This window comes from Stenotrophomonas sp. YJH_SMC_53, from assembly GCF_059369995.1.
This window is the reverse complement of record NZ_JCAFTF010000019.1, coordinates 1-25608: the sequence shown is the minus strand read 5'-3', so window position 1 is coordinate 25608 and position 25608 is coordinate 1. Positions and strand designations below refer to the sequence as shown.

25 protein-coding genes are annotated in these 25608 nt (G+C 67.4%); 6 read left to right on the top strand and 19 right to left on the bottom strand.

Annotated features, from left to right (window positions below):
* Window positions 1-18 precede the first annotated feature (18 nt).
* From AC5P7X_RS19900 to pdeM, 4 genes are read left to right on the top strand one after another with little or no spacing between them, the layout of a single operon-like run.
* The gene (locus AC5P7X_RS19900) at window positions 19-1017 is read left to right on the top strand and encodes a ligase-associated DNA damage response exonuclease (protein ID WP_005418210.1); all 999 of its coding nucleotides are present in this window, start codon (window positions 19-21) and stop codon (window positions 1015-1017) included.
* The gene (locus AC5P7X_RS19895; protein WP_329843070.1) at window positions 1014-2621 is read left to right on the top strand and encodes an ATP-dependent DNA ligase; all 1608 of its coding nucleotides are present in this window, start codon (window positions 1014-1016) and stop codon (window positions 2619-2621) included. The genes AC5P7X_RS19900 and AC5P7X_RS19895 overlap by 4 nt, the downstream gene beginning before the upstream one ends.
* Window positions 2618-5077 carry a ligase-associated DNA damage response DEXH box helicase gene (locus AC5P7X_RS19890; RefSeq protein ID WP_329843068.1) on the top strand — a complete coding sequence of 820 codons (2460 nt, stop codon included), beginning with the start codon at window positions 2618-2620 and terminating at the stop codon, window positions 5075-5077. Before AC5P7X_RS19895 ends, AC5P7X_RS19890 begins: the two co-directional genes overlap by 4 nt.
* Complete coding sequence (gene pdeM, locus AC5P7X_RS19885; protein ID WP_053500351.1) at window positions 5067-5708, top strand: ligase-associated DNA damage response endonuclease PdeM; 642 nt, start codon at window positions 5067-5069, stop codon at window positions 5706-5708. Before AC5P7X_RS19890 ends, pdeM begins: the two co-directional genes overlap by 11 nt.
* A gap of 1 nt (window position 5709) precedes the next feature.
* Here pdeM and AC5P7X_RS19880 read toward each other — a convergent pair whose 3' ends face one another.
* The 9 genes from AC5P7X_RS19880 to rlmD all read right to left on the bottom strand — a co-directional run bounded on the left by AC5P7X_RS19880 (window position 5710) and on the right by rlmD (window position 12992).
* Complete coding sequence (locus AC5P7X_RS19880) at window positions 5710-5979, bottom strand: hypothetical protein (protein WP_053500349.1); 270 nt, start codon at window positions 5977-5979, stop codon at window positions 5710-5712.
* 180 nt (window positions 5980-6159) lie between these two features.
* The gene (locus tag AC5P7X_RS19875; RefSeq protein ID WP_053500347.1) at window positions 6160-7428 is read right to left on the bottom strand and encodes an FAD-dependent oxidoreductase; all 1269 of its coding nucleotides are present in this window, start codon (window positions 7426-7428) and stop codon (window positions 6160-6162) included.
* A 125-nt stretch (window positions 7429-7553) separates the two neighbouring features.
* The gene (locus AC5P7X_RS19870) at window positions 7554-7760 is read right to left on the bottom strand and encodes a cold-shock protein (RefSeq protein WP_005410590.1); all 207 of its coding nucleotides are present in this window, start codon (window positions 7758-7760) and stop codon (window positions 7554-7556) included.
* Window positions 7761-7848: 88 nt separating this feature from the next.
* Complete coding sequence (locus tag AC5P7X_RS19865; RefSeq protein ID WP_005418222.1) at window positions 7849-8595, bottom strand: S-methyl-5'-thioinosine phosphorylase; 747 nt, start codon at window positions 8593-8595, stop codon at window positions 7849-7851.
* A gap of 81 nt (window positions 8596-8676) precedes the next feature.
* A complete protein-coding gene (locus AC5P7X_RS19860) occupies window positions 8677-9231 on the bottom strand; it encodes a hypoxanthine-guanine phosphoribosyltransferase (RefSeq protein WP_005418223.1) in 555 nt (184 codons plus the stop codon).
* Window positions 9231-10238, bottom strand: a complete 1008-nt coding sequence (gene nagZ, locus AC5P7X_RS19855) for a beta-N-acetylhexosaminidase (protein WP_061479808.1) — start codon at window positions 10236-10238, stop codon at window positions 9231-9233. Before nagZ ends, AC5P7X_RS19860 begins: the two co-directional genes overlap by 1 nt.
* A 90-nt stretch (window positions 10239-10328) precedes the next feature.
* Complete coding sequence (locus AC5P7X_RS19850) at window positions 10329-11024, bottom strand: DsbA family oxidoreductase (RefSeq protein ID WP_053500341.1); 696 nt, start codon at window positions 11022-11024, stop codon at window positions 10329-10331.
* A 113-nt stretch (window positions 11025-11137) separates the two neighbouring features.
* Window positions 11138-11623, bottom strand: coding sequence for a CYTH domain-containing protein (locus AC5P7X_RS19845; protein ID WP_053500339.1), 486 nt, complete (start codon window positions 11621-11623; stop codon window positions 11138-11140).
* A gap of 34 nt (window positions 11624-11657) precedes the next feature.
* Window positions 11658-12992, bottom strand: a complete 1335-nt coding sequence (gene rlmD, locus AC5P7X_RS19840) for a 23S rRNA (uracil(1939)-C(5))-methyltransferase RlmD (RefSeq protein ID WP_065179469.1) — start codon at window positions 12990-12992, stop codon at window positions 11658-11660.
* Between the two features lie 127 nt (window positions 12993-13119).
* On the opposite strand from rlmD, the gene AC5P7X_RS19835 reads away from it, so the two are divergent.
* On the top strand, window positions 13120-13848 hold the full coding sequence (locus AC5P7X_RS19835; RefSeq protein WP_005418228.1) for a response regulator: 729 nt from the start codon (window positions 13120-13122) through the stop codon (window positions 13846-13848).
* Window positions 13849-14389: 541 nt separating this feature from the next.
* Here the strand turns inward: AC5P7X_RS19835 and recO are convergent.
* From recO to rpoE, 9 genes are all read right to left on the bottom strand, one after another.
* Entirely contained in the window at window positions 14390-15109 is a 720-nt protein-coding gene (recO, locus tag AC5P7X_RS19830; RefSeq protein WP_053499700.1) for a DNA repair protein RecO, read from the bottom strand.
* Between the two features lie 18 nt (window positions 15110-15127).
* On the bottom strand, window positions 15128-16024 hold the full coding sequence (gene era / locus AC5P7X_RS19825) for a GTPase Era (RefSeq protein WP_005410599.1): 897 nt from the start codon (window positions 16022-16024) through the stop codon (window positions 15128-15130).
* Window positions 16021-16701 carry a ribonuclease III gene (gene rnc, locus AC5P7X_RS19820; protein ID WP_005418230.1) on the bottom strand — a complete coding sequence of 227 codons (681 nt, stop codon included), beginning with the start codon at window positions 16699-16701 and terminating at the stop codon, window positions 16021-16023. Before rnc ends, era begins: the two co-directional genes overlap by 4 nt.
* On the bottom strand, window positions 16691-17074 hold the full coding sequence (locus AC5P7X_RS19815) for a DUF4845 domain-containing protein (RefSeq protein ID WP_014038086.1): 384 nt from the start codon (window positions 17072-17074) through the stop codon (window positions 16691-16693). Before AC5P7X_RS19815 ends, rnc begins: the two co-directional genes overlap by 11 nt.
* A gap of 37 nt (window positions 17075-17111) precedes the next feature.
* The gene (lepB, locus tag AC5P7X_RS19810; RefSeq protein ID WP_005418234.1) at window positions 17112-17906 is read right to left on the bottom strand and encodes a signal peptidase I; all 795 of its coding nucleotides are present in this window, start codon (window positions 17904-17906) and stop codon (window positions 17112-17114) included.
* 54 nt (window positions 17907-17960) lie between these two features.
* The gene (lepA, locus tag AC5P7X_RS19805; RefSeq protein WP_005418237.1) at window positions 17961-19754 is read right to left on the bottom strand and encodes a translation elongation factor 4; all 1794 of its coding nucleotides are present in this window, start codon (window positions 19752-19754) and stop codon (window positions 17961-17963) included.
* Window positions 19755-19936: 182 nt separating this feature from the next.
* Window positions 19937-21469, bottom strand: coding sequence for a DegQ family serine endoprotease (locus AC5P7X_RS19800; RefSeq protein WP_206627246.1), 1533 nt, complete (start codon window positions 21467-21469; stop codon window positions 19937-19939).
* Between the two features lie 74 nt (window positions 21470-21543).
* Window positions 21544-22425 carry a sigma-E factor negative regulatory protein gene (locus tag AC5P7X_RS19795; protein WP_053499696.1) on the bottom strand — a complete coding sequence of 294 codons (882 nt, stop codon included), beginning with the start codon at window positions 22423-22425 and terminating at the stop codon, window positions 21544-21546.
* Complete coding sequence (gene rpoE / locus AC5P7X_RS19790) at window positions 22422-23042, bottom strand: RNA polymerase sigma factor RpoE (RefSeq protein ID WP_005418256.1); 621 nt, start codon at window positions 23040-23042, stop codon at window positions 22422-22424. The genes AC5P7X_RS19795 and rpoE overlap by 4 nt, the downstream gene beginning before the upstream one ends.
* 235 nt (window positions 23043-23277) lie before the next feature.
* On the opposite strand from rpoE, the gene AC5P7X_RS19785 reads away from it, so the two are divergent.
* The gene (locus AC5P7X_RS19785; protein ID WP_005418265.1) at window positions 23278-25341 is read left to right on the top strand and encodes a 3-hydroxyacyl-CoA dehydrogenase NAD-binding domain-containing protein; all 2064 of its coding nucleotides are present in this window, start codon (window positions 23278-23280) and stop codon (window positions 25339-25341) included.
* Window positions 25342-25520: 179 nt separating this feature from the next.
* Here AC5P7X_RS19785 and AC5P7X_RS19780 read toward each other — a convergent pair.
* The coding region (locus tag AC5P7X_RS19780) for an IS3 family transposase (protein ID WP_253135857.1) at window positions 25521-25608 on the bottom strand (88 nt) is incomplete at its 5' end.

Sequence of the window (25608 nt, the reverse complement as noted above, 5' to 3'; positions counted from 1 at the left end):
GCAGGCCACAGTGATCGCATGGCAGCCAACGACGATCTGGTGGTGCTGCGCCCGGAAGGGCTGTACTGCGCCGCCGGCGATTTCCACATTGATCCCTGGCGACCGGTAGCGCGCGCGGTCATCACGCATGGCCACGGGGATCACGCCCGCCCGGGCATGGGCGAGTACCACTGCAGCGAAGGCAGCCTGCCGATCCTGCGCTGGCGCCTGGGCGATGTTCCGGTGCAGGCGCACGTCGAGGGCGTGCCGTTCCGCCTAGGCCGGGTACAGGTATCGCTGCATCCAGCCGGTCACGTCCTGGGATCTTCGCAGGTGCGCATCGACGACGGGCGGCAGGTCTGGGTCGCCTCCGGCGACTACAAGCGGCAGCCTGACCCAACCTGTGCGCCGTTCGAAGTGGTGCCCTGCGATACCTTCATCACCGAAGCCACCTTCGCCCTGCCGATCTACCGCTGGCCGGACACTTCGGCCGTCGCCGCCGAAATCGTGGCGTGGCGCCGCGAATGCGAACAACGCGGCGAGGCTGCGATCCTGCTGTGCTATGCGCTGGGCAAGGCACAGCGGGTGCTGGCAGAGCTGCGGCCACTGGACGATCGGCCGGCCTGGCTGCATGGCGCCATCGCCAATGGCGTGGCGGTGTACCGGCAGGCCGGCGTACCGATGCTGGAGACGCTCACCGTGGCCGAACAGGGCCGCCAGCCCGATGCCGCCGGCCAGTTGATCCTGGCCCCGCCCTCGGCTGCGGGCACGCCCTGGATGCGCCGCTTCGGCCGTCACCAGCTGGGCTTCGCCTCGGGCTGGATGCAACTGCGCGGCAACCGTCGCCGCCGCAACGTCGATCGAGGCTTCGTCATTTCCGACCACGCCGATTGGCCAGCACTGCTGCAGACGATCCAACAGACCGGCGCGCAGCGGGTGATCGCCACCCATGGCAATACCGATGCGTTGATTCCGTTCCTGCGCGAGCGCGGCGTGGCTGCCGAAGCCTTCCGTACCGATTTCGGGAGCGAGGAATGAAGTCCTTCGCAGCGCTCTACCAACGCCTGGACCGCAGCACTGCCACGCTGGACAAGCGCGCAGCGCTGGTCGACTACTTCCGCCAGGCAGGCGCACACGATGCGGCGTGGGCGCTGTACCTGCTCAGTGGCGGCAAGGTGGGCGGCGCGCGCAGGAAGATCGCCGCCAGTGGCGAACTGCGCGCGTGGATCGCCGAGCAATCAGGGTTGCCACCGTGGCTGGTGGAAGACAGCTATGCGCAGGTGGGTGACCTGGCCGAAACACTGACCCTGCTGTTGGACGACCCACCACACCCCTCGCCTGACCGGCCCCTGGCCGAATGGATCGAACAGCACCTGCTGGCGGTCGCCAACCAACCCGAGGCGGTGCGTCGCGCGGCGATCGTCGCCGGCTGGCAGCAACTGTGCAGCGGCGAACGCCTGGTATTCAACAAGCTGCTGACCGGCGCCCTGCGCGTTGGCGTGTCGCAGCGACTGGTGCAGCAGGCGCTGGCCGAGTGGTCCGGTCTGGACATCGCACGCATCGCCCAGCGCATGCTGGGCGAGTGGGTGCCCTCGCCCGGCGTTCTGGCCCAGCTGCTGTCGCCGGATGAATTGCCGCTGGACCGGCAGCAGCCCTATCCGTTCTTCCTGGCCTCGCCACTGGAGGGATCCCCTACCGAACGACTCGGCCCGATCGATGACTGGCTGCTGGAATGGAAGTGGGATGGCATCCGCCTGCAGCTGCTGCGCCGGCGCGGCGAGGTCGCCTTGTGGTCACGCGGCGAAGAGCGGCTGGATGGCCGCTTCCCCGAGATCGAACAGGCAGCGATGGCGCTTCCCGATGGCTGCGTGCTGGACGGCGAGCTGCTGGCCTGGGACGAAGCCGCGGACCTGCCGCGTGCCTTCACTGCGCTGCAGACGCGCATCCAGCGCCGAAAACCCGGTGCGGCCACCCTGCGCAACACGCCGGTGCGGGTGCTCGCCTATGACCTGCTTGAACTCGATGGCGTAGACCTGCGCGAACGTCCGCTGCAGCAGCGGCGCGCGCGTCTCGCCGAGGTCGTCGGTGCACTGAACGATGCACGGATCCAGCTCTCACCGGGCGTTGACGCCGACGACTGGCTCCAGGCGGCGGCAATGCGCGACGTGGCACGCGAACGCGGCGTGGAAGGACTGATGCTGAAACGGCATGCCTCGCCCTACCAGGCCGGACGCCGCCGCGGTGACTGGTGGAAATGGAAGGTCGATCCGCTCACCATCGATGCGGTGCTCCTGTACGCGCAGGCCGGCCATGGGCGGCGCAGCACGCTGTACACCGACTACACCTTCGGCGTCTGGGACGGCGACACGCTGGTACCGGTCGCCAAGGCCTATTCGGGCCTGGATGACAAGGAAATCCTCGCGCTTGATCGCTGGATCCGCGCCAACACCCGCGAGCGCTTCGGCCCGGTGCGCAGCGTTCGCGCCGAACACGTCTTCGAGCTGGGCTTCGAGGCGGTCAACCGCAGCAGCCGGCACAAGTCGGGCATCGCCGTGCGTTTTCCGCGCATCCTGCGCTGGCGCCACGACAAGCCCGCCAGCGAAGCCGATCAGTTGGCCACGCTGCAGGCGTTGGCACGATGAACCGCAGCCAGGCACTGCGCCGGCTGGAAGACTGGTTCGCGTCCAGAGGCTGGCGCTCACTGCCGTTCCAGCGCGCGATGTGGCGTCACTATCTCGCCGGCGAATCCGGGCTGCTGCATACACCCACAGGCAGCGGCAAGACACTGGCGATGTTCGGCGGGCCGCTGCTGCAGGCCATGATCGACCCGCCACCCTCCCCCCGCCGCGCCAGCGCGGTCCGCCCGCTGCAGGTGCTGTGGGTGACCCCCTTGCGCGCGTTGGCCAGCGACACCGCGCGCGCGCTGCAGACCGTGGTCGATGGGCTGGGGCTGGGTTGGCGTGTCGGCCTGCGCAGTGGTGACGCCAGCAACCGCGAGCGGCGCCAGGCGCGCGAGGGCCGCATCGACGTACTGGTGACCACGCCGGAATCACTGGCGCTGCTGCTGAGCTATCCGGATACGCTGCCGCGCATGCAGCGGCTGCGCTGCATGGTGGTGGACGAATGGCACGAACTGCTGGGCAACAAGCGCGGTGTGCTGCTGCAGTTGAACCTGGCAGTGTTGCGCCAGGCCGCGCCTGCATCGCAGCTGTGGGGACTGTCGGCCACGCTGGGCAATCTGGATGAGGCGCGCGATGTACTGCTGCCCGGGCAACCGGATGCACCGATCGTGCAGGGCGTACGCCCTCGCGCAGTGAGCGTGCGCAGCGTGCTGCCGGACCCTGGCGAACATTTCCCCTGGGCCGGGCATCTGGGCCTGGCGCAGCTGCCACGCGTGCTGGATGCACTGATGCAGGCACGCAGCAGCCTGCTGTTCACCAATACGCGCGCGCAAGCTGAATTGTGGCATCAGGCGCTGGCTGCAGTCTGGCCGGAAGAACCGGACACGCTTGCGCTGCACCACGGCTCGCTGGACCCGGTGCTGCGCCAGCAGGTGGAGGATGGCCTGCGCGCGGGCGCGCTGCGCTGCGTGGTTGCCACCTCCAGCCTCGACCTCGGCGTCGACTTCCCCGAGGTTGAGCAGGTACTGCAGCTGGGCAGCCCGAAGGGCGTGGCGCGACTGCGCCAGCGCGCCGGACGCGCACGGCACCGCCCGGGTGCCAGCGGTTCCATCCTGTGCGTGCCCAGCCATGCGCTGGAACTGGCCGAGTACGCCGCCGTGCGCCGTGCGTTGGCCGGGAACGTGGTCGAAGCGCGCAGGCCGCCGACGCTGCCGCTGGATGTGCTGGCCCAGCATGCGGTCAGCCGCGCCCTGGCGGGCGGCTTCGACAGCGCCGACCTGCTGGCGCAGGTGCGGCGTACCCATGCCTTCGCGTCGCTCGGCGACGACCAGTGGCAGGCCGTGCTCACATTCGTCGTGCAGGGTGGCCAAGCGCTGGCCCGGTACCCCGATTTCCACAAGGTCGTGCGTGATGCCGATGGGTGGTACCGCATGCACGACCGTCGCCAGGCGCTGCGTCATCGGCTGTCGATCGGCACCATCAGCAGCGATGGCAGCGTGCGCGTGCAGTTCCTGCGCGGCGGCAGCCTGGGCGCCGTGGAGGAACAGTTCGCCAGCCGCCTGCGCCGTGGCGACCGCTTCCAGTTCGCCGGGCGCCTGCTGGAGCTGGTGCAGCTGCGCGACATGACTGCCTTCGTCCGGTTGGCACGAGGACGCGGTGAGGGGATCGTGCCGCGCTGGCAGGGCGGCCAGTTGCCGCTGTCGATGCCGCTGGGCCGCGAGCTGGAGTGGGTACTGTCCGGTGCTGACGACAGCGCCGAGTCACGCTGGCTGTCACCCCTGCTGGCACTGCAGCAGCGGTTGTCGGCGCTTCCCGGCCCAGCCCATCTGCTGGTGGAGGATGTGCGTCGTCGCGAAGGCCAGTTCCTGTTCGTCTATCCCTTTGCCGGCCGCCACGTGCATGAGGCGCTCGCCGCCCTGCTGGCGCTGCGCTGTACCCGCCGGCAGCGCAACAGCATCGGCTATGCGGTGAACGATCACGGCCTGGTGCTGGCACCGGCACAGGCCATCGATCTGGATGCGGCGCAATGGCGTGCGCTGTTCTCCACCGATCAGCTGCTGGATGATCTGCGTGCTGCGGTGAACCTGGGCGAGCTGGCGCGTCGCCAGTTCCGCGGCATCGCACGCGTCGCCGGCCTGCTGGTCCCCAGCCTGCCCGGTGGCATGCCACGGGCACTGCGCCAGCTGCAGGCATCCGCGGGACTGCTCTACGACGTACTGCGCGAGCACGACCCGGATCACCTGCTGCTGGCGCTGGCGGAACAGGAAGTGCTGAATGACAGCCTCGACATGCCGGGGCTGCAACAGGTACTGGCCAGGATTCGGATGCAGACCCTCTCGGTGCAGCGCCCGGCGTCACTCACGCCGTTGGGTTTCCCGCTGTGGGCCGAACGCCTGCGCGGGCAGTTCAGCAACGAAGACTGGCGTACCCGGGTGCAACGCGCGGCCCAGCAGCTGGAGCGTCGGCATGGCCGATGAACTGCCGCTGCTGCGCGCAGGCGAGTCGCTGGTTCTGCTTGGCGCGCGTGCACTGTACTGGCCCGCGCGGCAGGCACTGCTGCTCGCCGACCTGCACCTGGGCAAGGCCGATGTATTCCGCCGCGCAGGCATCGCGCTGCCCAGCGGCGGTACCGGCAAGGACCTGCAACGCCTGCAGGGCCTGCTGGACAGGCATGCCTGCCGCGAGCTGTGGATCCTGGGCGACATCCTGCATGGCCCGGCGCATCGCGCTGCGTGGTACCAGCAATGGTTGGCATGGCGCGAACGCAATGCCGCACTGGACGTGCATGTCCTGCGCGGAAATCATGACCGGCAGCTGCCGCATGCCGAGCTGCAGGTGCAGATACACGACGAGGTACGGTTGCCACCCTTCCTGCTTCGGCATGAGCCGGTGCCCGATGCGGAGCTGCATGTGATCGCCGGGCATCTGCATCCACAGATCGCTTTGCCTGCGTTGCGGCGGCGCTTCCCCGCATTCTGGCTGCGTGACAGGATGACGCTCCTGCCGGCCTTCTCCGCGTTCACCGCCGGAATCGTTCCTGTTCCCGCTGCCGGCGAGCAGATGGTCGCCTGCGTGGACAACGGCCTGGTGGTGCTGCCCCTGGCTTGAATCAGGCCGGACGGATATCCAGCTGCGGCATCAGCTGGAACTCAGGCGTGTCCTCTTCCCGGCGCCGCGGCAGGGCCTGGATCGCCGCCAGCATCTCCTGCGCGCAGGTGCGGATGCGCGTGTGGTGCTCCGGCGACGCATGACTGATCAGGCTGCCGACATGGAACTCGAACACGTCCTCCAGTACGTCGGGCTGGTCCTCGTGCAGCATCTGCAACAGACCGCGCAGCTTGCAGATTTCCGATTCCAGCTCCTCGACCGCGAACAACATGGCATCCTCCTCTTCGACAACAGGCGGCACATCCGGGCCGCAACAGGCGGCGACGGCAGCGCCTCCCGGGCCACGCGCGATGTTGATCACGGAAAGGAAAACGGGCGACGCGCAATCGCGTGCAACCTACTTCTCGCATATGCGCAGTGAGGCAACCGTTAATTCACGTGACGACGCGTTTCACGCAGTGGCCGTGATCGCGTTGATGCGAGGCACCTGCGCCGCAGTGGCCAGCGCGTCGACGAAAGCCGGATCCAACGCGAGCGAACCGAACCAGCCATGCTGGGTACCGCTGAGCACACGCAGCATGTGACCACGCCCACCCGGCAGGCGCCCCATCGGGCCGAGCAGTACGTCGCGCGCTTTGGCCCAGGCATCGCGATCGGACTGGAACAGCGGCGTCAGCCAACGGCTCCAGCGCTGGTAGACCGCAACGTGCGCCCTGCGCTGCGCCTGGTAGGCCTGCAATGCCGCGGCACCGCCACCATGCGCGCGCAAGGCATCGCGCAGCGCCAGCGCATCGAGCAGCGCCATGTTCACGCCCTGGCCCAGCTGTGGGCTCATCGCATGCGCGGCATCGCCGGCCAGCACCATGCGGCCGTGATACCAGCGCGTCATCACCGCGTCGCGGTAGACGGCCCGTGCCAGCTGGCCGGCGTCACGCAGATGCGCGAAGCGTGCACTGGCCTGCGGCCACAGCGCATGCAGTTCGTCCAGCCAGGGCGTCATGCCGTCGGCCTGCCAACGTTCGAAATCGTCGCGTGGCAGGCTCCAGAAAAAGCTCAGGCGCGGCGTGTCATCACCGGGCCGCGTACCGACCGGCAACAGCCCGATCATCTTGCGTGCGGCCACGTAGCGCTGCCGCAGCTCCTGCAGGTGTGGCCAGTCTTCGGCTGGCAACAGGCACCACAGCGCACCCCACGGATACACGCGATCCAATCCGTTACCGTCTTTGAGCGTGCCGCGCAGCGTCGAGGCCGCACCATCGGCGGCCACCACGAGGTCGAACGCACCGTGCAGGCGCCCTTCGCTGTCACGCAGGCGGCCCTGCTCGGCATCCACTGCAGCGATGCTGACGCCGGCATGCAGCTGGCCCGCACCAGCACGCGCATCATCCAGCAACGAAAACAGGGCGCCGCGCTGCATGCCAAGGCCGTGCAGGCGCGCGTCCAGGCCGGCGTAGCGCATGTCCATCACTGCGCGTTCGCACGGCGTATCGCCGTACAGGCGATGCACCGGCGCGGCATGCGCGCGCACGGCGTCAAGCAGGCCCATCTGCCACAGCACCTGCAGGCCGCTGGGCTGCAGCAGGAAACCGGCGCCAACCGGTCCCGGCGTGGGCACACGTTCGAAGATCTCCACCTCGTGGCCATCACGGGAGAGCAGGATGGACAATGCCTGTCCAGCGGTGCCGTAGCCGATCACGGCGATGCGCAGTCGTTCCTTCATGGGCGCATTGTGCCCGAGCGCAAATCCGGATGCCCAGCGGGGCCTCCGCCCACGGCAGCGCAATTCTTGTCGCAGCGCAAAAAAAACCCCGCCGGAGCGGGGTTTTCAACGCACTGTCGAGTGGATCACTCGGCCGGCGTGATGTTCGAAGCCTGGGCGCCCTTCGGGCCCTGGGTCACGTCATAGGTGACACGCTGGCCTTCCTGCAGGCTGCGGAAGCCCTTGGAGTTGATGGCGGAGAAGTGCGCGAACACGTCGGCGCTGCCATCCTCCGGCGAGATGAAGCCAAATCCCTTGGCGTCGTTGAACCACTTGACGGTACCGTTCGGCATGGTGATGCGAGACCTTATGCAATGAATGGGTGGTGTACGCTGAACCCGCGCACAAGCTGAGTATGCAAAGCTTGCTCGGGGAAGACAATCACCCCCGCGCCAATTCGCCCACCAGTTCCGGAAGTCCGTTGCTGGCCGCCTGCACATTGGCCAGCACTTCGGCCATCGTAATCTCCTCGCCATCACCGCAGCCGGCGGCCCAGTTGGCGATGATCGCCAGGCAGGCATAATCCAGCCCCAGCTCCCGCGCCAGTGCGGCTTCCGGCATGCCGGTCATGCCCACCAGATCGCAACCGTCGCGGCGCATGCGGGCGATTTCGGCGATGGTTTCCAGGCGCGGGCCCTGCGTTGCGCCATAGCAGCCACCGTCATGGACCGTGACACCGGTCACTTTGGCTGCCGCCAGGATCTTGCTGCGCAGCATCGGCGTGTACGGATGGCCGAAATCGACGTGGACCACGTCGGAGCCTTCTTCTTCACAGATCGTGCTGATGCGGCCCCAGGTGTAGTCGATGATCTGGTCCGGGCAGGCGAGCACGCGCGGACCGAAGTTCTCGGTGATGCCACCCACGGTGTTCAATGCCAGCACCCGCTGCGCGCCCAGCTGCTGCAGCGCAGCCAGGTTGGCGCGGTAGTTGATCTTGTGCGGCGGCAGCGAATGCCCCTCGCCATGCCGCGCCAGGAACGCCACGCGATGGCCGAGCAGCGTGCCCACGCGCACCGGGCCCGATGGGCGGCCGAAGCGGGTGTCGACCTCGTGGGTCTGCACGTCGTCAAGCTTGGCCAGGTTGTAGACACCGGTACCGCCGATCACGGCCAGGGCGATCTGTTGCATTAGAAGCACTCCATGAAAAGACGAACGCCGGCACCCGAGGATGCCGGCGATGGAAAAAACGCGCTGCGGGCGGCCGCGCCGTTATTCCTTCATTGCGTAGATGGCCGGCACGCAGCGCAGGGTCTCGTTGACGTCCATGCCGAAGCCGAACACGTAGCGGTCCGGCAGCTCGATGCCCGCGTAATCGGCGGTCACATCGGGCAGCGCACGGTCGTGCTTCTTCACGGTCATCGCAGCGATGCGCACATCGGTCGCGCCCTGTTCCAGGCACCAGGTGCGAACGCCCTGCAGGGTGTAGCCCTCGTCGAGGATGTCGTCGACCAGCAGCACGCGGCGGCCGAACAGCGAGGTGGCCGGCTTGTGCTTCCAGACCAGGTCACCGCCGGTGGTTTCGCCGCGGTAGCGGGTGGCGTGCAGGTAATCGAACTGCACGTCCTGGCCGCGCGCGCCCAGTTCCAGCGCCAGCTGGCCGGCGAACGGCAACGCACCATGCATGATCGACAGGAACAACGGCACCTCGCCCTTGTAATCGCGCGCGATGGCGTCGGCGATAGCAGCGATGGCCTTGTCGATGGTGGGGCGGTCGACCAGCAGGTCAGCCTGGGCCAGGGCCTGGGAAATGGTGAGGTTGGGCATCAGACGGTTCTTCCAAGGGTTTCAAGCAGACGGGATTGGGTGTCGCCATGGCGGGCATCGGCCAGCAGGCCGTCCCAGCCGAGCGCGCCGCGGCCGAGCAGGCCCAGCAGCGCAGCAGTATTGAGAGAGCGTCCCTGCACCGCATGCAGGGCTTCATCGACCAGTTCCGGATGGCAGACCAGCACCACGTCGCAACCGGCGTCCAGGTGCGCGTGCACGCGTGCCGGCACGCCGCCGGCGCTGTGCGAGGCGGCCATGCCGATGTCATCGGAGAACACCACGCCGCGGAAGCCTAGTTCGCCGCGCAGGATGTCCTGGATCCAGCGTGGGGAATAGCCGGCGGGCTCCGGTGCCACCTGCGGATAGATCACGTGCGCCATCATCACCGCATCGGCACCGGCGGCGATGCCGGCCTGGAACGGCACCAGGTCCTGCGCGCGCAGTTCGTCCAGCGCGCGTGGATCGATCGCGGTATCCACGTGGGTGTCTTCCAGCACGGTGCCGTGGCCAGGGAAATGCTTGAGCGTGGCGGCCATGCCGACCGCGTGCATGCCGCGCACATAGGCTGCGGTGAACGCGGCCACGACCTGCGGGTCTTCACTGAAGGCGCGGTTGCCGATGGCGCGGTTGCCGCGGCCAAGGTCGACCACCGGGGCGAAGCTGAGATCCAGGCCGCTGGCGCGGACTTCACTGGCCATCAGCCAGGCGTGCTGCTCGGCCAGCGCCAGGGCCTGCTGCGGGTCGGTGGCGTACAGGGCACCAATGTCCTGCAGCGGCGGAAGATCGCTGTAACCCTCGCGGAAGCGCTGCACACGGCCGCCTTCCTGGTCCACGCAGATCAGCTGCGGGCGCGGGGCAGCGGCACGGATGGCCGCGCTCAGATCGGTCACCTGCTGGCGCGAGGCGAAGTTGCGCTTGAACAGCACTACTCCGGCCACGGCGTCGTGCTGCAGCCAGTCACGTTCCTGGGCGGTCAGTTCGGTGCCGGCAACGCCGATCAGCAGCATGGTCGATCTCCACAACGCGCGCCCGCATGGCGCAGTGCCGCATTGTCGCAGAACCGGCCGACAGGCGCAGTGGTCAGAAAAAGGGGACGGTCAGACCTTGCAGCTGTCCGGGCCGCAGGCCTCGTCGCCGTCAGCCGGGGTAGCCGGGGCGCCCTGTTCTGCCGCGATCTGCCGCAGGGCCTGGGCGAACGCCTCGGGTGGCTGCGCCCCGGAAATCGCCCACTTCCCATCGATCACGAAGGTCGGCACCGACGAAATGCCCAGTGCATGGGCCTGGGCCAGCTTGGCTTCGACCTCGGCCAGGCCGCGGTCGGAGGCCAGCATCTGCGCGATTTCACCCCCGTCCAGGCCGCCCGCCACGCCGGCCTTCACCAGTACAGCGTTGTCGGCCAGGTTCTGGCCATGTTCGAAGTGGGCGCGGAACAGCGCTTCACCCACCGCATCCTGCACGCCATGCTGGCCGGCCAGCCACAACACCCGATGCGCCGGCAGTGTGGTCACCCGCACCTGGCCCTGGTTGAAATCCATCGGCAGCCCCTCCGCGCGCGCGGTGGTCTGGGTCTGGCCGAGGATCTGCTCGGTGCGCTCGACGCCCCCGAACTTGCGCGCATAGGCCTCGCGCAGCGGCACCGGGGTGTCGTCCGCATCCGGGTCCAGCTGGAACGGCTGCCAGTGGATATCGAGTTCAGGCGCATTGGCGCCCAGCAACTGCACGCCCTGCTGGAAACGATGCTTGCCGATCCAGCACCAGGGGCAGACCACGTCGGAGTAGATGTCGATTCTCATGTCCACGACATGGGGACCGCCTTCCTCGATAAAAGGGGACGGAGGGGATTAAGTCGCTTTCCGCACAGGCGGGGTAAAGACGACTTAATCCCCTCCGTCCCCTTTTTGGGGGTTCACCACTGTGAATACGGGCGGCTGGCCAAGGCAACGTTGTAGTAGCGGGCGTCATCGGTCACTTCGGCGCCGACCCAGTCCGGCAGGTCGATGGCCTGATCGGCGCTTTCCAGTTCGACTTCGGCCACCACCAGACCGGCGTTGTCACCGAGGAATTCGTCCACTTCCCAGGTCAGGCCGGCGTGTTCGACCAGATGGCGGCGCTTGTCGATCAGGCCGCCGACACACAGCGCCAGCAGTGCGCGCGCGTCCTCCACCGGGATCGGGTAGTCGAACTCCTGCCGGGTATGGCCGAGGGTGCGCGACTTCAGGTTCAGCGCGGCGTGGTCGCCTTCGATGCGTACGCGCACCGAGGCGTTCTGGGTGCCGCGGTCGAGCGCGCCCATGTCGTTGATGTAGCCCTGCGCCATCGGGATCACCCGATGCGCGGCGGTGCGCCAGCCATCGCTGCTGACCAGGAATTTGCGTTCGATTTCGATGCCCATGGCGCAATTATGCGCCACGGGTGATGACCGCTGCTCAGCGCTTTTCGAATACCGCGATGCTTTCCACGTGCGCGGTGTGCGGGAACATGTCCATGGCACCGGCGCTGACCAGGGTGAAGCCCTGTTCGTTGACCAGATAGCCGGCATCGCGCGCCAGCGAGCCCGGGTGGCAGCTGACGTAGACGATGCGCTTGAACTGCTTCAGCGGCAGCTGCTGTAGCACTTCGATCGCGCCGGAGCGCGGCGGATCCAGCAGCAGCTTGTCGAAGCCCTGGCGCATCCACGCCGTGCTGCGCTGGTCCTGGGTCAGGTCGGCGCTGAAGAACTGCGCGTTCGCCAGGCCGTTGCGCTCCGCGTTCTCACGCGCACGCGCGACGAGGCCGGCATCGCCTTCCACACCCACCACTTCACGCACACGGCGGGCCAACGGCAGGGTGAAGTTGCCCAGGCCGCAGAACAGGTCCAGCACGCGCTCGTCCTCACCCGGCTGCAGCAGGTCCAGGGCGTGGGCGATCATCTTCTCGTTGAGCTTGGCATTGACCTGGATGAAATCCAGCGGGCGGAACGCCAGCTCGACATCCCACGGCGCCAGCCGGAACGACAGCGCCACGCCCTGCCCGTCCAGCGGCTGCACGGTGTCCACGCCACCGGACTGCAGGTAGATCACGAAGCCATGCTGCTGGCCGAAGGCGGCCCAGGCCGCGCGGTCGGCATCGCTGAGTGGCTGCAGGTGGCGCACGGTCAGGACCACGGCCTGGTCACCGGCGATGAATTCGATCTGAGGGATGTCACGCTTGCCATCGAGCGTTTCGATGAAGGTGGACAACGCCTCGACCTTGGTGCCGATCTCCGGAATCACGGTCAGGCACTGGCTGAGGTCGGCGACGAAACGCGGATCCTGTTCACGGAAGCCAACCAGGGTCTTGTCCTTCTTCTCGACCCGGCGCACCGAGAAGCGGCCCTTGCGGCGGTAGCCCCAGCTCTCGCCGACCAGCGGCGCAAGCACGGTGCCCGGCTTCACATGGCCAATCCGCTCCAGGTTATCCATCAGCACGCGCTGCTTGGCGACGATCTGCTGGTCTTCGTCCAGGTGCTGCAGCACGCAGCCGGCGCAGGTACCGAAATGGGGGCACTTGGGGATCACCCGCTGCGGCGAGGCCTGCAGCACCTCCAGCGTGCGCGCCTCGTCGAAATGGCGGCTGCGGGCAGTCTGTTCAGCCATCACCACCTCACCGGGCAGGGCGCCGCTGACGAAGGTGACCTTGCCGCCCTCGCCTTCACGGCGGGCGACACCGCGACCATCATGGCTGAGGTCGAGGATCTCGGTCTGGAACGGGGTACGGTCGGTGCGGGAGCGGGATCGGGCCACGTGGCAACAGGCTGCGGGCAAAAATGGGGGCGTATTGTCGCAGATCCTGACCGATGGGGCCCGGACCCGCTTGCGCCCGTGGCCGCCGTGCTTGATGATTGGGACAGCTGACATGGAGGCAGCCCTGATGCAGATGACCCCGCGGGCCGCACGGCCCCGCTTCCTGCTTGTCGAGGACGACATCATCAGCCGCGGTTTTTTCAAGGCGGCGTTGGAAACGTTACCGGCGGATGTGGACACCGCAGATTCACTGGCCAGTGCCCTGGCCAGTGCCGAGCCCGGCTCGCATGACCTGTGGCTGATCGACGTCAACCTGCCGGACGGCAATGGCGCGCAGCTGTTGCGTGAGTTGCGCCGTTCACATCCCGACACGCCGGCGCTGGCACATACCGCCGACGGCGATGCCTCCATTCACGCCCGCCTGCGCGAAGCTGGTTTCAGCGACACCCTGGTCAAGCCACTGGGCCGCGACCAGCTGCTGAAGGCCGTGCGCCGAGCGCTGGTCAACAGCCCGGCGGGGATCTTCGTGGCACAGGCCCCGGCCGCGGTCGAACTGGCCGTACAGGACTGGGACGAGACCGCAGCCCTGGCCGCGCTCAATGGCCAGCGCAACCACCTGATCGCCCTGCGCGAGCTGTTCCTGGCCGAGTTGCCGGGCGTGCGCGACGCGGTCGAGCAGGCGGTCGACCAGCACGACGAGCGCCAGTTGCGCAGCCAGTTGCACCGATTGCAGGCCAGCTGTGGCTTCGTGGGGGCGGCACGGTTGGGACGGGCGGTGCGCCAGCTGCATCATGCGCCCGAGTCCGGGCAGGCCCAGGCGGGGTTCCGCGACGCGGTGGCTGCCCTGCTGCACTGAGGGTTGCTCGGCAGGGCTGCGCCCTGCACCCGCAGATGCTTCAAGCCAAGGTAACAGCAAAAAGCAAAAGCTGGCATCCCGTGGGTTGGCGGGGCGGTATCGGAGTGCGGGGACGCCGTAAACCCGTCCATGGGGGCTTGGCAGCCGCATCCATGCGGCTGACACCCCGCCCTCCGATACCGCCCCGCCTTCGACAGGTTCACTCGGCTGTTGGTAGGTGTCGACCTTGGTCGACACATCTGTCAGATATCGAAATTCAAACTGGGGTCAGATCCGTTTTCCTTCGGAAAACGGATCTGACCCCGTCGGCATGTCCAACAGCTCGCAAGACTCTGTCGAAGGCGGGGTGGGTCCGGTTGCGGGAGTGTCCGCGGCATGGATGCCGCGGCCAAGCCCCCAAGGACGGGTTTACGGCGTCTCCCGCAACCGGACCCACCGCGCCTACCCACGGATAGCCAGCTTTTGCCGTTGACGTTGAAGTTGACGTTGATTCGGCTTTGGCCTCGGCAGGTGCAGGGCTGCAAGCCCTGCTCAACACCCCCTACCTGCGGGGCGCCAGCTGCTCGAGCATTTCCCAGGACTTCAGGCCGCGCGGCCCCAGGTGATGGGCCAGCACCCGCCGCATCGGCAGGCGCAGGCTGGCCAGATCGGCGGCATCCGGCTCTTCGTCAGCCGCCAGCGCCAACAGCGCCGACCCGGTGGCGGCTGCCCGGCGCTCCCCTCCGCGCTCGCTCAGCAGGCGCTGCGCACCCTCCTGCGGGTCCAGTTCGTAGCGCGCCGCCGGATCGATCGGCTGGCCATCGCTGGCGCTGTCCAGCTCGAAACCCAGGCCCAGCGCAGACAGCAGCTCGCGTTCGAAACGGCGCAGGGTCCAGGCCAGGCCAGCGCCCACCGCCAGCCGCGCACGCGCCTCGCCGTAGGCGAGGTACAGCTCCGGCAGCGGGTCCTGGCGCGGGGCCAGGCGCAGGGTCAGTTCGCTCAGGTAGAAACCGGCCAGCATGGCCTGCCCGACCAGGCGTGGCGCGGCATCCAGCGCCTCGGCGCTACGCAGCTGGGCCAGTTCCCCCCGCTGCTGGGCACTGAAGCGGATCCACTGCAACGGCTGCAGGGCGGCGCGCAGCACCTGGCCCTTGGCAGTGGACACGCCACGCGCAAGCAGCCCGATACGGCCATGCTGTGCGCTCAGCACTTCGACCAGCAGGCTGGTCTCGCGGTAGGCCCGTGCGTGCAGCACGAAGCCGGTGTCGTCCTCGATCATCATCGAAGCGACTGCAACGCCTTACTCGTAACCGAAGGCCTTCAGCGCGGCCTCGTCGTCGGACCAGCCTTCACGCACGCGCACCCAGGTTTCCAGGAACACCTTGGCCCCGAACAGACGCTCCATCTGCAGGCGGGACTTGGCGCCGATCTCCTTCAGGCGGGCGCCACCCTTGCCGATCACGATGGCCTTCTGGCCTTCACGCTCGACCCAGATCACCGCACCGATGCGCAGCAGGTTGCCGTCCTCGGTGAAGCGCTCGATCTCGACAGTGGTGGCGTAGGGCAGTTCCTCGCCGAGCTGGCGCATCAGCTGCTCACGCACCAGTTCACCGGCCAGGAAACGCTGGCTGCGGTCGGTGATCTCATCCTCGCCGAACATCGGCGGGGCTTCCGGCAGCAGCTTCAGCACGTCGCGCACCAGCGCTTCCAGGCCATTGCGCTTCTGCGCGGAGATCGGATGCACGGCGGCGAAGTCGCGACCCTCGGTCACCTGCTGCAGGAACGGCAGCAACGCGCCCTTTTCCTTCAGGCGATCGATCTTGTTGACCACCAGCACCACCGGGATGCCGGCGTCGCGCAGCACGTTGAACGCCAGGCTGTCCTCTTCATCCCAGCGACCGGCTTCGATCACCAGCAGGCCCGCATCGACGCCTTCCAGCGAGCCACGCGCGGCGCGGTTCATCACCCGGTTCATCGCCCGCTTCTGCACCTTGTGCAGGCCGGGGGTGTCGACCAGCACCAGCTGGCCTTCCGGATAGGTGGCGATGCCCAGCAGGCGATGGCGCGTGGTCTGCGGACGGTTGGAGACGATGCTGACCTTGGCGCCGACCAGAGCATTGGTCAGGGTCGACTTGCCCACGTTCGGGCGGCCGATGACGGCCACGCTGCCGCAATGATGGGGAGTTTGTTCGCTCACTTGGAATCCAGTTGTTCTAGGACGGCCGCAGCCGCCTGTTGTTCGGCAAGCCGCCGCGAGGCGCCTTCGCCCTCGGTGCTGGCGGCCGGGTCGGCTACGTTGCAGCGTACCCGGAAGTGCTTGGCGTGGTCGTCACCGGATTCTGACACCAGTTCATACTGCGGCAACGCCTTCTGTCGGGCCTGCAGCCATTCCTGCAGGCGGGTCTTGGGGTCCTTCTCGGGCCGGCCGGAGGCCGGCAGTGCCTCGATCGAAGCGCTGAACCAGGGCAGTACCACCGCCCGGCAGGCCTCGAAACCGGCATCCAGGTAGATCGCAGCCACCACGGCTTCCACCGCGTCGGCCAGGATCGAATCACGACGGTGGCCACCGGACTTCATTTCGCCCGGGCCCAGGATCAGCCGCTCGCCCAGCTCCAGGCTACGTCCAATCACCGCCAGCGCGCCCTCACGCACCAGCTCGGCGCGGGCACGGGTCATCGCGCCCTCGTCGGCCTTGGGCCAGCGTCGGTACAACGCCTCGGCCGCCATCATGTTGACGATGCTGTCGCCCAGGAACTCCAGGCGCTCGTTGTGTGGCGCACCGGCACTGCGATGCGTCAGCGCCTGCTTCAGCAGCGCCGGGTCGCGGAAGGGATGACCGATCAGGTCACCACGTTGGAAAGGTTTATTCGGCACCGCTTCGGGTCAGGTCCTGGGATGAATCGAATTTGCCAACCACGTCCAGGTTGCCGACCAGCGGACGGCGCACTTCGTAGTTGACCTTTAGGGTCCAGCCATTGTCGCGACGGTCGAACTTCACGTTGGCCGGCTTCACATTTTCCGAGTAATTGATGTACAGGCGCTTGAAGAACAGATCCTGGATCCGGGCCGGCTCCATGCTGCCCACGCCCGGCTCCTTGGCCAGGCTCTTCATCGCCGAGCGCACCGCGTAATACTCCTGGTACATCGGGAACAGCTTCATGCCGATGTAAAGGAAGAAACCCACCACGATCAGGACCGCCAGGAACGAGGTCAGGGTCATGCCACGCTGCGTGTTCATCGTCTTCATTGCGTTCTCCCCAGATACGCGTTGGATGTGAAGGTACTCAGTTGATGCTCGAGCCGATCCGCGACGGCTCGAAGCCATCCTTGCAGAACCAGCCCTGGCAGTTCAGCCAGATCAGGAAGGCCTTGCCGCGCAGGTTTTCTTCCGGCAGCAGGCCCCAGAAGCGGCCATCGTCGCTATTGTCACGATTGTCGCCCATCACCAGGTACTTGCCGGCCGGTACGGTCCACTGGCCCTGGCCACGCGGATAGTCGGTCTCCAGCACGGTATGGGTACGGCCCGGCAGGTGCTCGACCAGCAGGTTGGCGCCCTCGCCCTGGCCCTTGTGCCCGGCATAGATGCCCTTGTTGTCGTACTTCAGCGGTTCGCCATTGAGGATCACGCCGTCGCCTTCGAAGACCACGGTGTCACCCGGCACGCCGATCACGCGCTTGATGAAGTTCTCGCCCTTGGCCGGATCGTTGTCGCTGTGGCCGGGGAAGTGGAACACCACCACGTCGCCGCGCGACGGCTCGCCGAAGGGGACGATCTTGGTGTTGCTGATCGGCAGGCGCAGGCCGTAGGAAAACTTGTTGACCAGGATGAAATCGCCGATCAGCAGGTTCGGCATCATCGAGCTGGACGGGATCTTGTACGGCTCGGCGATGAAACTGCGCACGATCAGCACGATCGCCAGCACCGGGAAGAATGCACGCGAGTAGTCCACCAGCACCGGCTCGGTGTCGAGCAGGCCCGCGCGCTGGGCGCGGCGCTTGGCGAGGTACAGCTTGTCGGCGAGCAGGATCAGGCCCGAGGCCAGGGTCAGCACGACCAGGAGGATCTCAAACAGTTTCATTCAGGGTCCTTTGCAACGTCACCAGACGACCGGCCCCGCGAGGCCGGTGCGGGCTTACTTGTTGTCCATCTGCAGCACGGCCAGGAACGCTTCCTGCGGGATCTCCACGCGGCCGACCTGCTTCATGCGCTTCTTGCCTTCCTTCTGCTTTTCCAGAAGCTTCTTCTTGCGCGAGACGTCGCCACCATAGCACTTGGCCAGCACGTTCTTGCGCATCGCCTTGACCGTGGTGCGGGCGATGATCTGCGAGCCGACGGCAGCCTGGATGGCCACGTCGAACATCTGGCGGGGGATCAGGTCCTTCATCTTCTCGCACAGCTCGCGGCCGCGGCGGTCGGCGTGGCTGCGGTGCACGATCAGCGACAGTGCGTCGACCTTGTCACCGTTGATCAGCACGTCAACGCGCACGAACGGGCCGGCGTCGAAGCGCACGAAGTGGTAATCCAGCGAGGCATAGCCACGGCTGACCGACTTGAGCTTGTCGAAGAAGTCCAGTACCACCTCGGCCATCGGCAGCTCGTAGCTGATCTGCACCTGGCTGCCCAGGTAGTTGATGCCGATCTGGCTTCCGCGCTTTTCTTCGCACAGCTTGATGATGTTGCCGATGTACTCCTCGGGAGTGAGCACGTTGGCGCGGATGATCGGCTCGCGGATCTCCTCGACCTGGTTCACCGGCGGCAGCTTGGCCGGGTTGTCCATGTTGATGACCGAGCCGTCGGTCTTCAGGACCTCATACACCACCGTCGGCGCGGTGCTGATCAGGTCCAGGTTGTATTCGCGTTCCAGGCGCTCCTGCACGATCTCCATGTGCAGCATGCCCAGGAAGCCGCAGCGGAAGCCGAAGCCCATCGCTTCGGAGCTTTCCGGCTCGAAACGCAGCGCGGCATCGTTCAGGCGCAGCTTGTCCAGCGCTTCGCGCAGGTCCGGGTAGTCTTCGGCATCGACCGGGAACAGGCCGGCGAACACGCGCGGCTGCATTTCCTGGAAGCCCGGCAGCGGCTTCGGCGCCGGATCGCCGGCCAGGGTGAGGGTGTCGCCGACCGGCGCACCATGCACGTCCTTGATGCTGGCGGTGACCCAGCCCACTTCACCGGCACGCAGCGCCGGCAGCACCTTGCGCTTGGGGGTGAACACGCCGACGTTGTCGACCTGGTGGTTGCGGCCGGTGGACATCACCTGCAACTTGTCACCCGCCTTGATCTCGCCCTGCATCACGCGCACCAGCGAGACCACGCCCAGGTAGTTGTCGAACCACGAGTCGATGATCAGCGCCTGCAGCTTGTCGGTGTCGCGCGGCACCGGCGGCGGGATGCGATGGACGATCGCCTCCAGCACGTCCTGCACGTTGAGGCCGGTCTTGGCACTGACCGGCACGGCGTCGGAGGCGTCGATGCCGATCACGGCCTCGATCTCGGCCTTGGCGCGCTCGATGTCGGCGGTGGGCAGGTCGATCTTGTTGATCACCGGCACCACTTCCAGGCCCTGCTCCACTGCGGTATAGCAGTTGGCCACCGACTGCGCTTCCACGCCCTGGGCCGCGTCGACCACCAGCAGCGCGCCTTCGCAGGCGGCCAGCGAGCGGCTGACTTCATAGGAGAAGTCGACGTGGCCGGGGGTGTCGATGAAGTTCAGGTGGTAGGTCTGCCCGTCCTTGGCCAGGTACGGCAGTGACACCGACTGCGCCTTGATCGTGATGCCACGCTCGCGCTCGATGGGATTGGAGTCGAGCACCTGCGCTTCCATCTCGCGGGCCTGCAGGCCACCGCAGAGCTGGATGATGCGGTCGGCCAGCGTGGACTTGCCGTGGTCGACATGGGCGATGATGGAGAAGTTGCGGATGTTCCGCATCGAATCAGAAGACATAGGTGGCGGCGGCGCGCGGCGTCGTCAGGGTAACGGTCGATTATCGCACGCCCGGCGCCCGGCCGCGAAAACTGCCTCATCGGACCGGGTCCAGAACGGACGAAGCCCCGCCGGGGCGGGGCTTCGGGGGCGGCGCCGGCGCCGCCGAAGCGGCCCTGGCAGGGGCCTTACTGGCCGGCCTTCACCGCCACGAAGGCGCTGTTGCCGTTGGCCGTGCGGACCAGCAGCATCACCACGTCGTCCTTCTTGAAGCTGGACAACGCCCGGTTCAGGGCATCGACGCTGCCGACCGCAGTGCGGCCGACCTGCAGGATCACCATGCCCGGCGACAGGCCGGCATCGCGTGCTGCTTGGCCCTTGACCCCGGTGATGCGCACGCCTTCATTGCCGTTGAGCCCCAGCTGCTTGCGCTGGGCCGCGTTCAGGTCGCTGACGTCCAGCCCCAGCAGGGCGTTGGCACCGGTCTGCGGAGCCGCCTCGCCAGCGCCAGCCGACGGCCCGCGGGCATTGGCCTGCCCGTCCTCGCTCAGTGCGGTCAGCGTGGCACTGAGCTCATGCGGCTTGCCGTCGCGGTAAACCACCAGGTTCACCTTGCTGCCCGGCGCCATCGCACCGATCAGCGGCGGCAGGTCGGACCAGCTGTTGACCGCGCTGCCGTTGACCGAGCGGATGACATCGCCCACCTGCACGCCGGCCTTGGCGGCCGCGCTGCCGGCCACGATCTGGTTGACCAGCGCGCCGCGGCTGTCCGGCAGGCCCAGTCCCTGCGCCTTCAGCGAATCGATCGGTTCGACCACCGCGCCGAGCTGGCCGCGGGTGACCTTGCCGCTCTTCTTGATCTGCTCGACCGCGCTCATCGCCAGGTCGATCGGGATCGCGAAGCTGATGCCCATGTAGCCGCCGGAGGCCGAGAAGATCTGCGAGTTGATGCCGACCACTTCGCCGCGGGTGTTCAGCAGCGGACCGCCGGAATTGCCCTGGTTGATCGCCACGTCGGTCTGGATGAACGGCACGTAGCGCTGGTCAGGACCCCCCGTACTGCGACCGACGGCGCTGACCACGCCGGCGGTAACGGAATGGTCGAGGCCGAACGGCGAGCCGATCGCGACAACCCATTGGCCCGGCTTCAGGGTGTTGGAATCACCCACGCGCACGGTGGGCAGGTTCTTGCCATCGATCTTGAGCAGGGCCACGTCGTACTGCTGGTCGCTGCCCACCACCTTGGCGGTGAACTCGCGGCTGTCGCCCAGCTTGACCTTCACCTCGCTGGCGTCGGCCACCACGTGGTAGTTGGTCAGTACATAGCCATCGGGCGAGATGATGAAGCCCGATCCCATGCCACGCCCCTTGATGCTGGGACCGCCATCCTGCCCACCCGGCCCCTGCCCCGGCATCGGGAAGTCAGGGCCGAAGAAGCGGCGGAAGAACTCGGGCATGTCATCGTCGCCCATCGGGCCGCGCGAGGCCTGGCGGTTGTTGCGGACGATGGTGGTGTCGACGTTGACCACGCCCGGGCCGACCTGTTCGACCAGGTTGGTGAAGTCGGGCAGGCCGCTGACCAGCGGTTGTGCAGGCGCCCGCGGCGCCGCGGCCGGCGCAGGCTGGGCCGGGGCGGCAGGCGCCGGCGCCTGCGCGCAGGCCACCAGGGGAAGGGTCAGGGCCAGCAGGCCAATGGCCTGCGTGCGAAGTCGGGGAGTCATCGGACGGCAACCTCCGGGTCGGATGGAAAGAGGAATACGGGCCCCGCCGACGGCGGGGCGTGAAGGCGCCCGGCTCAGTCGCGCGGGCGCGGCGGCACCGGCAGGTCGTCCTGCAGGCGCGGCTCGAACGGGTAGAACGCGGCACCGCCGGCGCGGGCCGGGAAACTGGCATTGAGCGCGCCACCTGCGGTCGGCGCCAGGCTGGAGCGCGGCCACGGCCGGGCCTGCAGCCCGCCGACCTCGCCGAATGGCAGGTTGCGGTTGGCGTTGGCCGGTACGGTCGGAGCCAGCGGTGCCTGCACGGCGGCGATGGCGCGCTGCGGAGCGTCATCGCGCTGGGCGGCACGCGCGGCCTGCTGGCTGCGGGTTGCACTGGCGCGGCGGGCGTCCTGGCGACGGCTGGTAGCAGCCATCGCCACAGCCGGCGCCGCCGCCACGGCCATCGCGGCGGTATCCACCGATGCTTCGGTCACCGGGGCCGGCGAGGTCGGCGCCGGCGGCAGTTCCGCCTGGCTGGCGATCACCTGGGGGGCCAATGGCTCGCCGGGAGTGGCCTCCTTCAGCTTCTCGCCCCCCATGAACAGGGCGACCGCAGCAACCGATGCGGCCAGAGCCGCGCCGCCGCCCCAGGCCCGCCAGCCACTGCGACGTACCTGGCGACGCGGCTCGGCCTGCGACGTTGGCTCGGCCGCGATGGCGGCAGCCACGGCGGCACTGAACCCGGCCGGAGCCAGTGCCGACGCCTGCCCGCGCATCACGTCGCCCAGCAGCTGCCAGCGCTCCTGGCAACCGGCCAGCTCGGGGTCGTGCTCCATCCGGCGCAGCAGGAAACGCGCTTCATCGGCGCCCAGCTCGCCATCGACCAGGGCCGACAGCTGCTCGCGATGGCGCTGGTCCAGGCGCTGCCCGGCGGGCGATTGATGGTTCTGCGATTCGTTGAACGGGTTACTGGTCATACGCGGCTCTTCTCACGGGTGGCGCTGCCGATGTCCAGCAGCGGCCGGAGTTCGGTGTCGATCGCCTCGCGCGCCCGGAAGATCCGTGAACGCACCGTGCCGATCGGGCACCCCATCTTCTGCGCGATATCCTCGTAGCTCAGGCCTTCCACCTCGCGCAGGGTGATCGCTGACCGGAGTTCTTCCGGCAGCGCGTTGACGGCCTTCATCACCGTCTGTTCCAGCTCCTGGCGCATCAACTCGCGTTCGGGCGTGTCGGTGTCACGCAGGCGCGTACCACTGTCGAACTGTTCGGCATCGCCGATGTCGATGTCATCGGTCGGCGGCCGTCGATTGTGTGAAGCCAGGTAGTTTTTGGCGGTATTCACGGCGATTCGATGCAACCAGGTTGAGAACTGGGCATCGCCACGGAAACTCCCGATCGCGCGGTAGGCACGGATGAAAGTGTCCTGGGCGACGTCCTGACATTCGCTCCAGTCGGCGATGTAGCGACCGACGAGGGCCACCACCCGATGCTGGTACTTGCGCACCAGGACATCGAAGGCGGCACTCTCGCCGTGCTGCACGCGCCGGACCAGTTCCAGATCCAGCTCCTGTGGTGTATCAACCTCGGCCATGAGGGGCCGCACTCCTGTCAGCCCAACCGACGTCGGGCAATGAGACTGCCAATCCCGGGAAAAGTTCAGTCGCCGATCACCTGGCGCCGCACCAGCTTTTAACCACCGTTCCGTTAGCGTCCCGGTCCACGGCCATGGATCCGGGGGCGCCACTCCCCTGCTATTGGGATTTGACGCGAGGGAAACAACCTCTGGATCATAGCCGCTTCTCCATACACAACCGGATGGAACGTCCATGCTTTCAGGCTTCGATGGTCTCCGCTTCAGCCACTGGCACCCCGAGATCCGCGACGACGGCGTGGTGGTTCTCTCCCTGGATCGTCAGGACAGCAGCGTCAACGCGATGTCGCAGGACGTGCTGCTGGAGCTGGGCGACCTGCTTGAGCGCATCGCGCTGGACCCACCCAAGGGCGTGGTGGTCCAGTCGCTGAAGAAGGCCGGCTTCATTGCCGGTGCCGACCTGAAGGAGTTCCAGGAATTCGACCGTCGCGGCACCGTCAATGACGCGATCCGTCGTGGCCAGGCCACCTATCAGAAGCTGGCCGAGCTGCCCTGCCCCACCGTTGCGGCGATCCACGGCCACTGCCTGGGAGGCGGCACCGAACTGGCGCTGGCCTGCCGCTACCGCGTGGCGTCCAATGACAGCAGCACCCGCATCGGCCTGCCGGAAACCCAGCTTGGCATCTTCCCGGGCTGGGGCGGCAGCGCCCGCCTGCCGCAGTTGGTGGGCGCGCCGGCGGCAATGGACTTGATGCTGACCGGCCGCACCCTGTCGGCCTCGGCCGCGCGTGGCATCGGCCTGGTCGACAAGGTGGTGGCGCCAGCGGTGGTGCTCGACACCGCCGTCGCGCTGGCGCTGTCCGGCACCACCCGCCCGTTCAAGCAGCGCGCGACGGCATGGGCCACCAACACCTGGCTGGCACGCAGGCTGCTGGCGCCGCAGATGGTCAAGCAGGTCGCACGCAAGGCGAAGAAGGACCAGTACCCGGCGCCGTACGCGCTGATCAGCACCTGGCAACGCAGTGGCGGCAAGCCCATCCAGGCCCGCCTGGACGCCGAGCGGCGCGCCGTGGTCAAGCTGGCCAGTACACCGACCGCGCGCAATCTGATCCGTATCTTCTTCCTCACCGAGCGACTGAAGGGCCTGGGCAGTGGTGATTCCGGCATCCGTCACGTGCACGTGGTCGGCGCCGGCGTGATGGGCGGCGACATCGCCGCGTGGGCCGCTTACAAGGGCTTCGAGGTGACCCTGCAGGACCGCGAGCAGCGCTTCATCGACCCGGCCATGGAACGCGCGCAGGCGCTGTTCGCCAAGAAGGTGCGCGACGAAAGCAAGCGCCCAGCCGTGGCCGCACGCCTGCGTGCCGACCTGGAAGGCAATGGGGTTGCCGAAGCGGATCTGGTGATCGAGGCGATCATCGAGAACCCGGAAGCCAAGCGTGCGCTGTACCAGACGCTGGAACCGAAGATGAAGCAGGACGCCCTGCTGACCACCAATACCTCGTCGATCCCACTGGTGGAACTGCGCGATCACATCCAGCGCCCGGCGCAGTTCGCCGGCCTGCACTACTTCAACCCGGTCGCGCAGATGCCGCTGGTGGAAATCATCCACCACGATGGCATGGCGCCGGAGACCGAGCGCCGCCTGGCCGCGTTCTGCAAGGCGCTGGGCAAGTTCCCGGTGCCGGTGGCCGGCAGTCCGGGCTTCCTGGTCAACCGCGTGCTGTTCCCGTACATGCTGGAAGCGGCCACCGCCTATGCCGAAGGCGTCCCGGGCCCGGTGATCGACAAGGCCGCAGTGAAGTTCGGCATGCCGATGGGCCCGATCGAACTGATCGACACCGTCGGCCTGGACGTGGCCGCCGGCGTCGGCCGCGAACTGGCACCGTTCCTGGGCCTGCAGATTCCGGCCGCGCTGCAGACGGTGGAACCGGACAAGCGTGGCAAGAAGGATGGCCAGGGCATCTACACCTGGGAAAACGGCAAGCCGAAGAAGCCGGACGTGGCCAGCGACTACCAGGCCCCGGCCGACCTGGAAGACCGCCTGATCCTGCCGCTGTTGAACGAGGCAGTGGCGTGCCTGCACGAAGGCGTGGTGGCCGATGCGGACCTGCTGGATGCCGGCGTGATCTTCGGCACCGGTTTCGCCCCGTTCCGCGGCGGTCCGATCCAGCACATCCGTGCGGTCGGTGCCGATGCGATCGTCGAGCGGTTGAAGGCGCTGCAGCAGCGCCACGGCGACCGTTTCGCCCCGCGCCCGGGCTGGGACAACCCCGCCCTGCGCGAACCAGTGGTTTGAGTTGATCGGCCGGGCCTGCGGCCAGGCACCCGCAGAGGCAACCGCCGAAGCAAAAACCGGAGCCAGAGCCGGAGCAACAGCCGGCTCTGGCTTTTCTGTTTGTTGGGCGGGGCGGTGTCGGGGTGCGGGGACGCCGTAAACCCGTCCTTGAAGTGACCCCCGAGACTTGGACGGTGGGGTCAGGCGGCTGCTTGGGCCTGTTCCCGGTACTTTACCGGGCTTAGTCCCTTCAATTTCAATCTGATTCGCTCTTGGTTGTAGTACTTG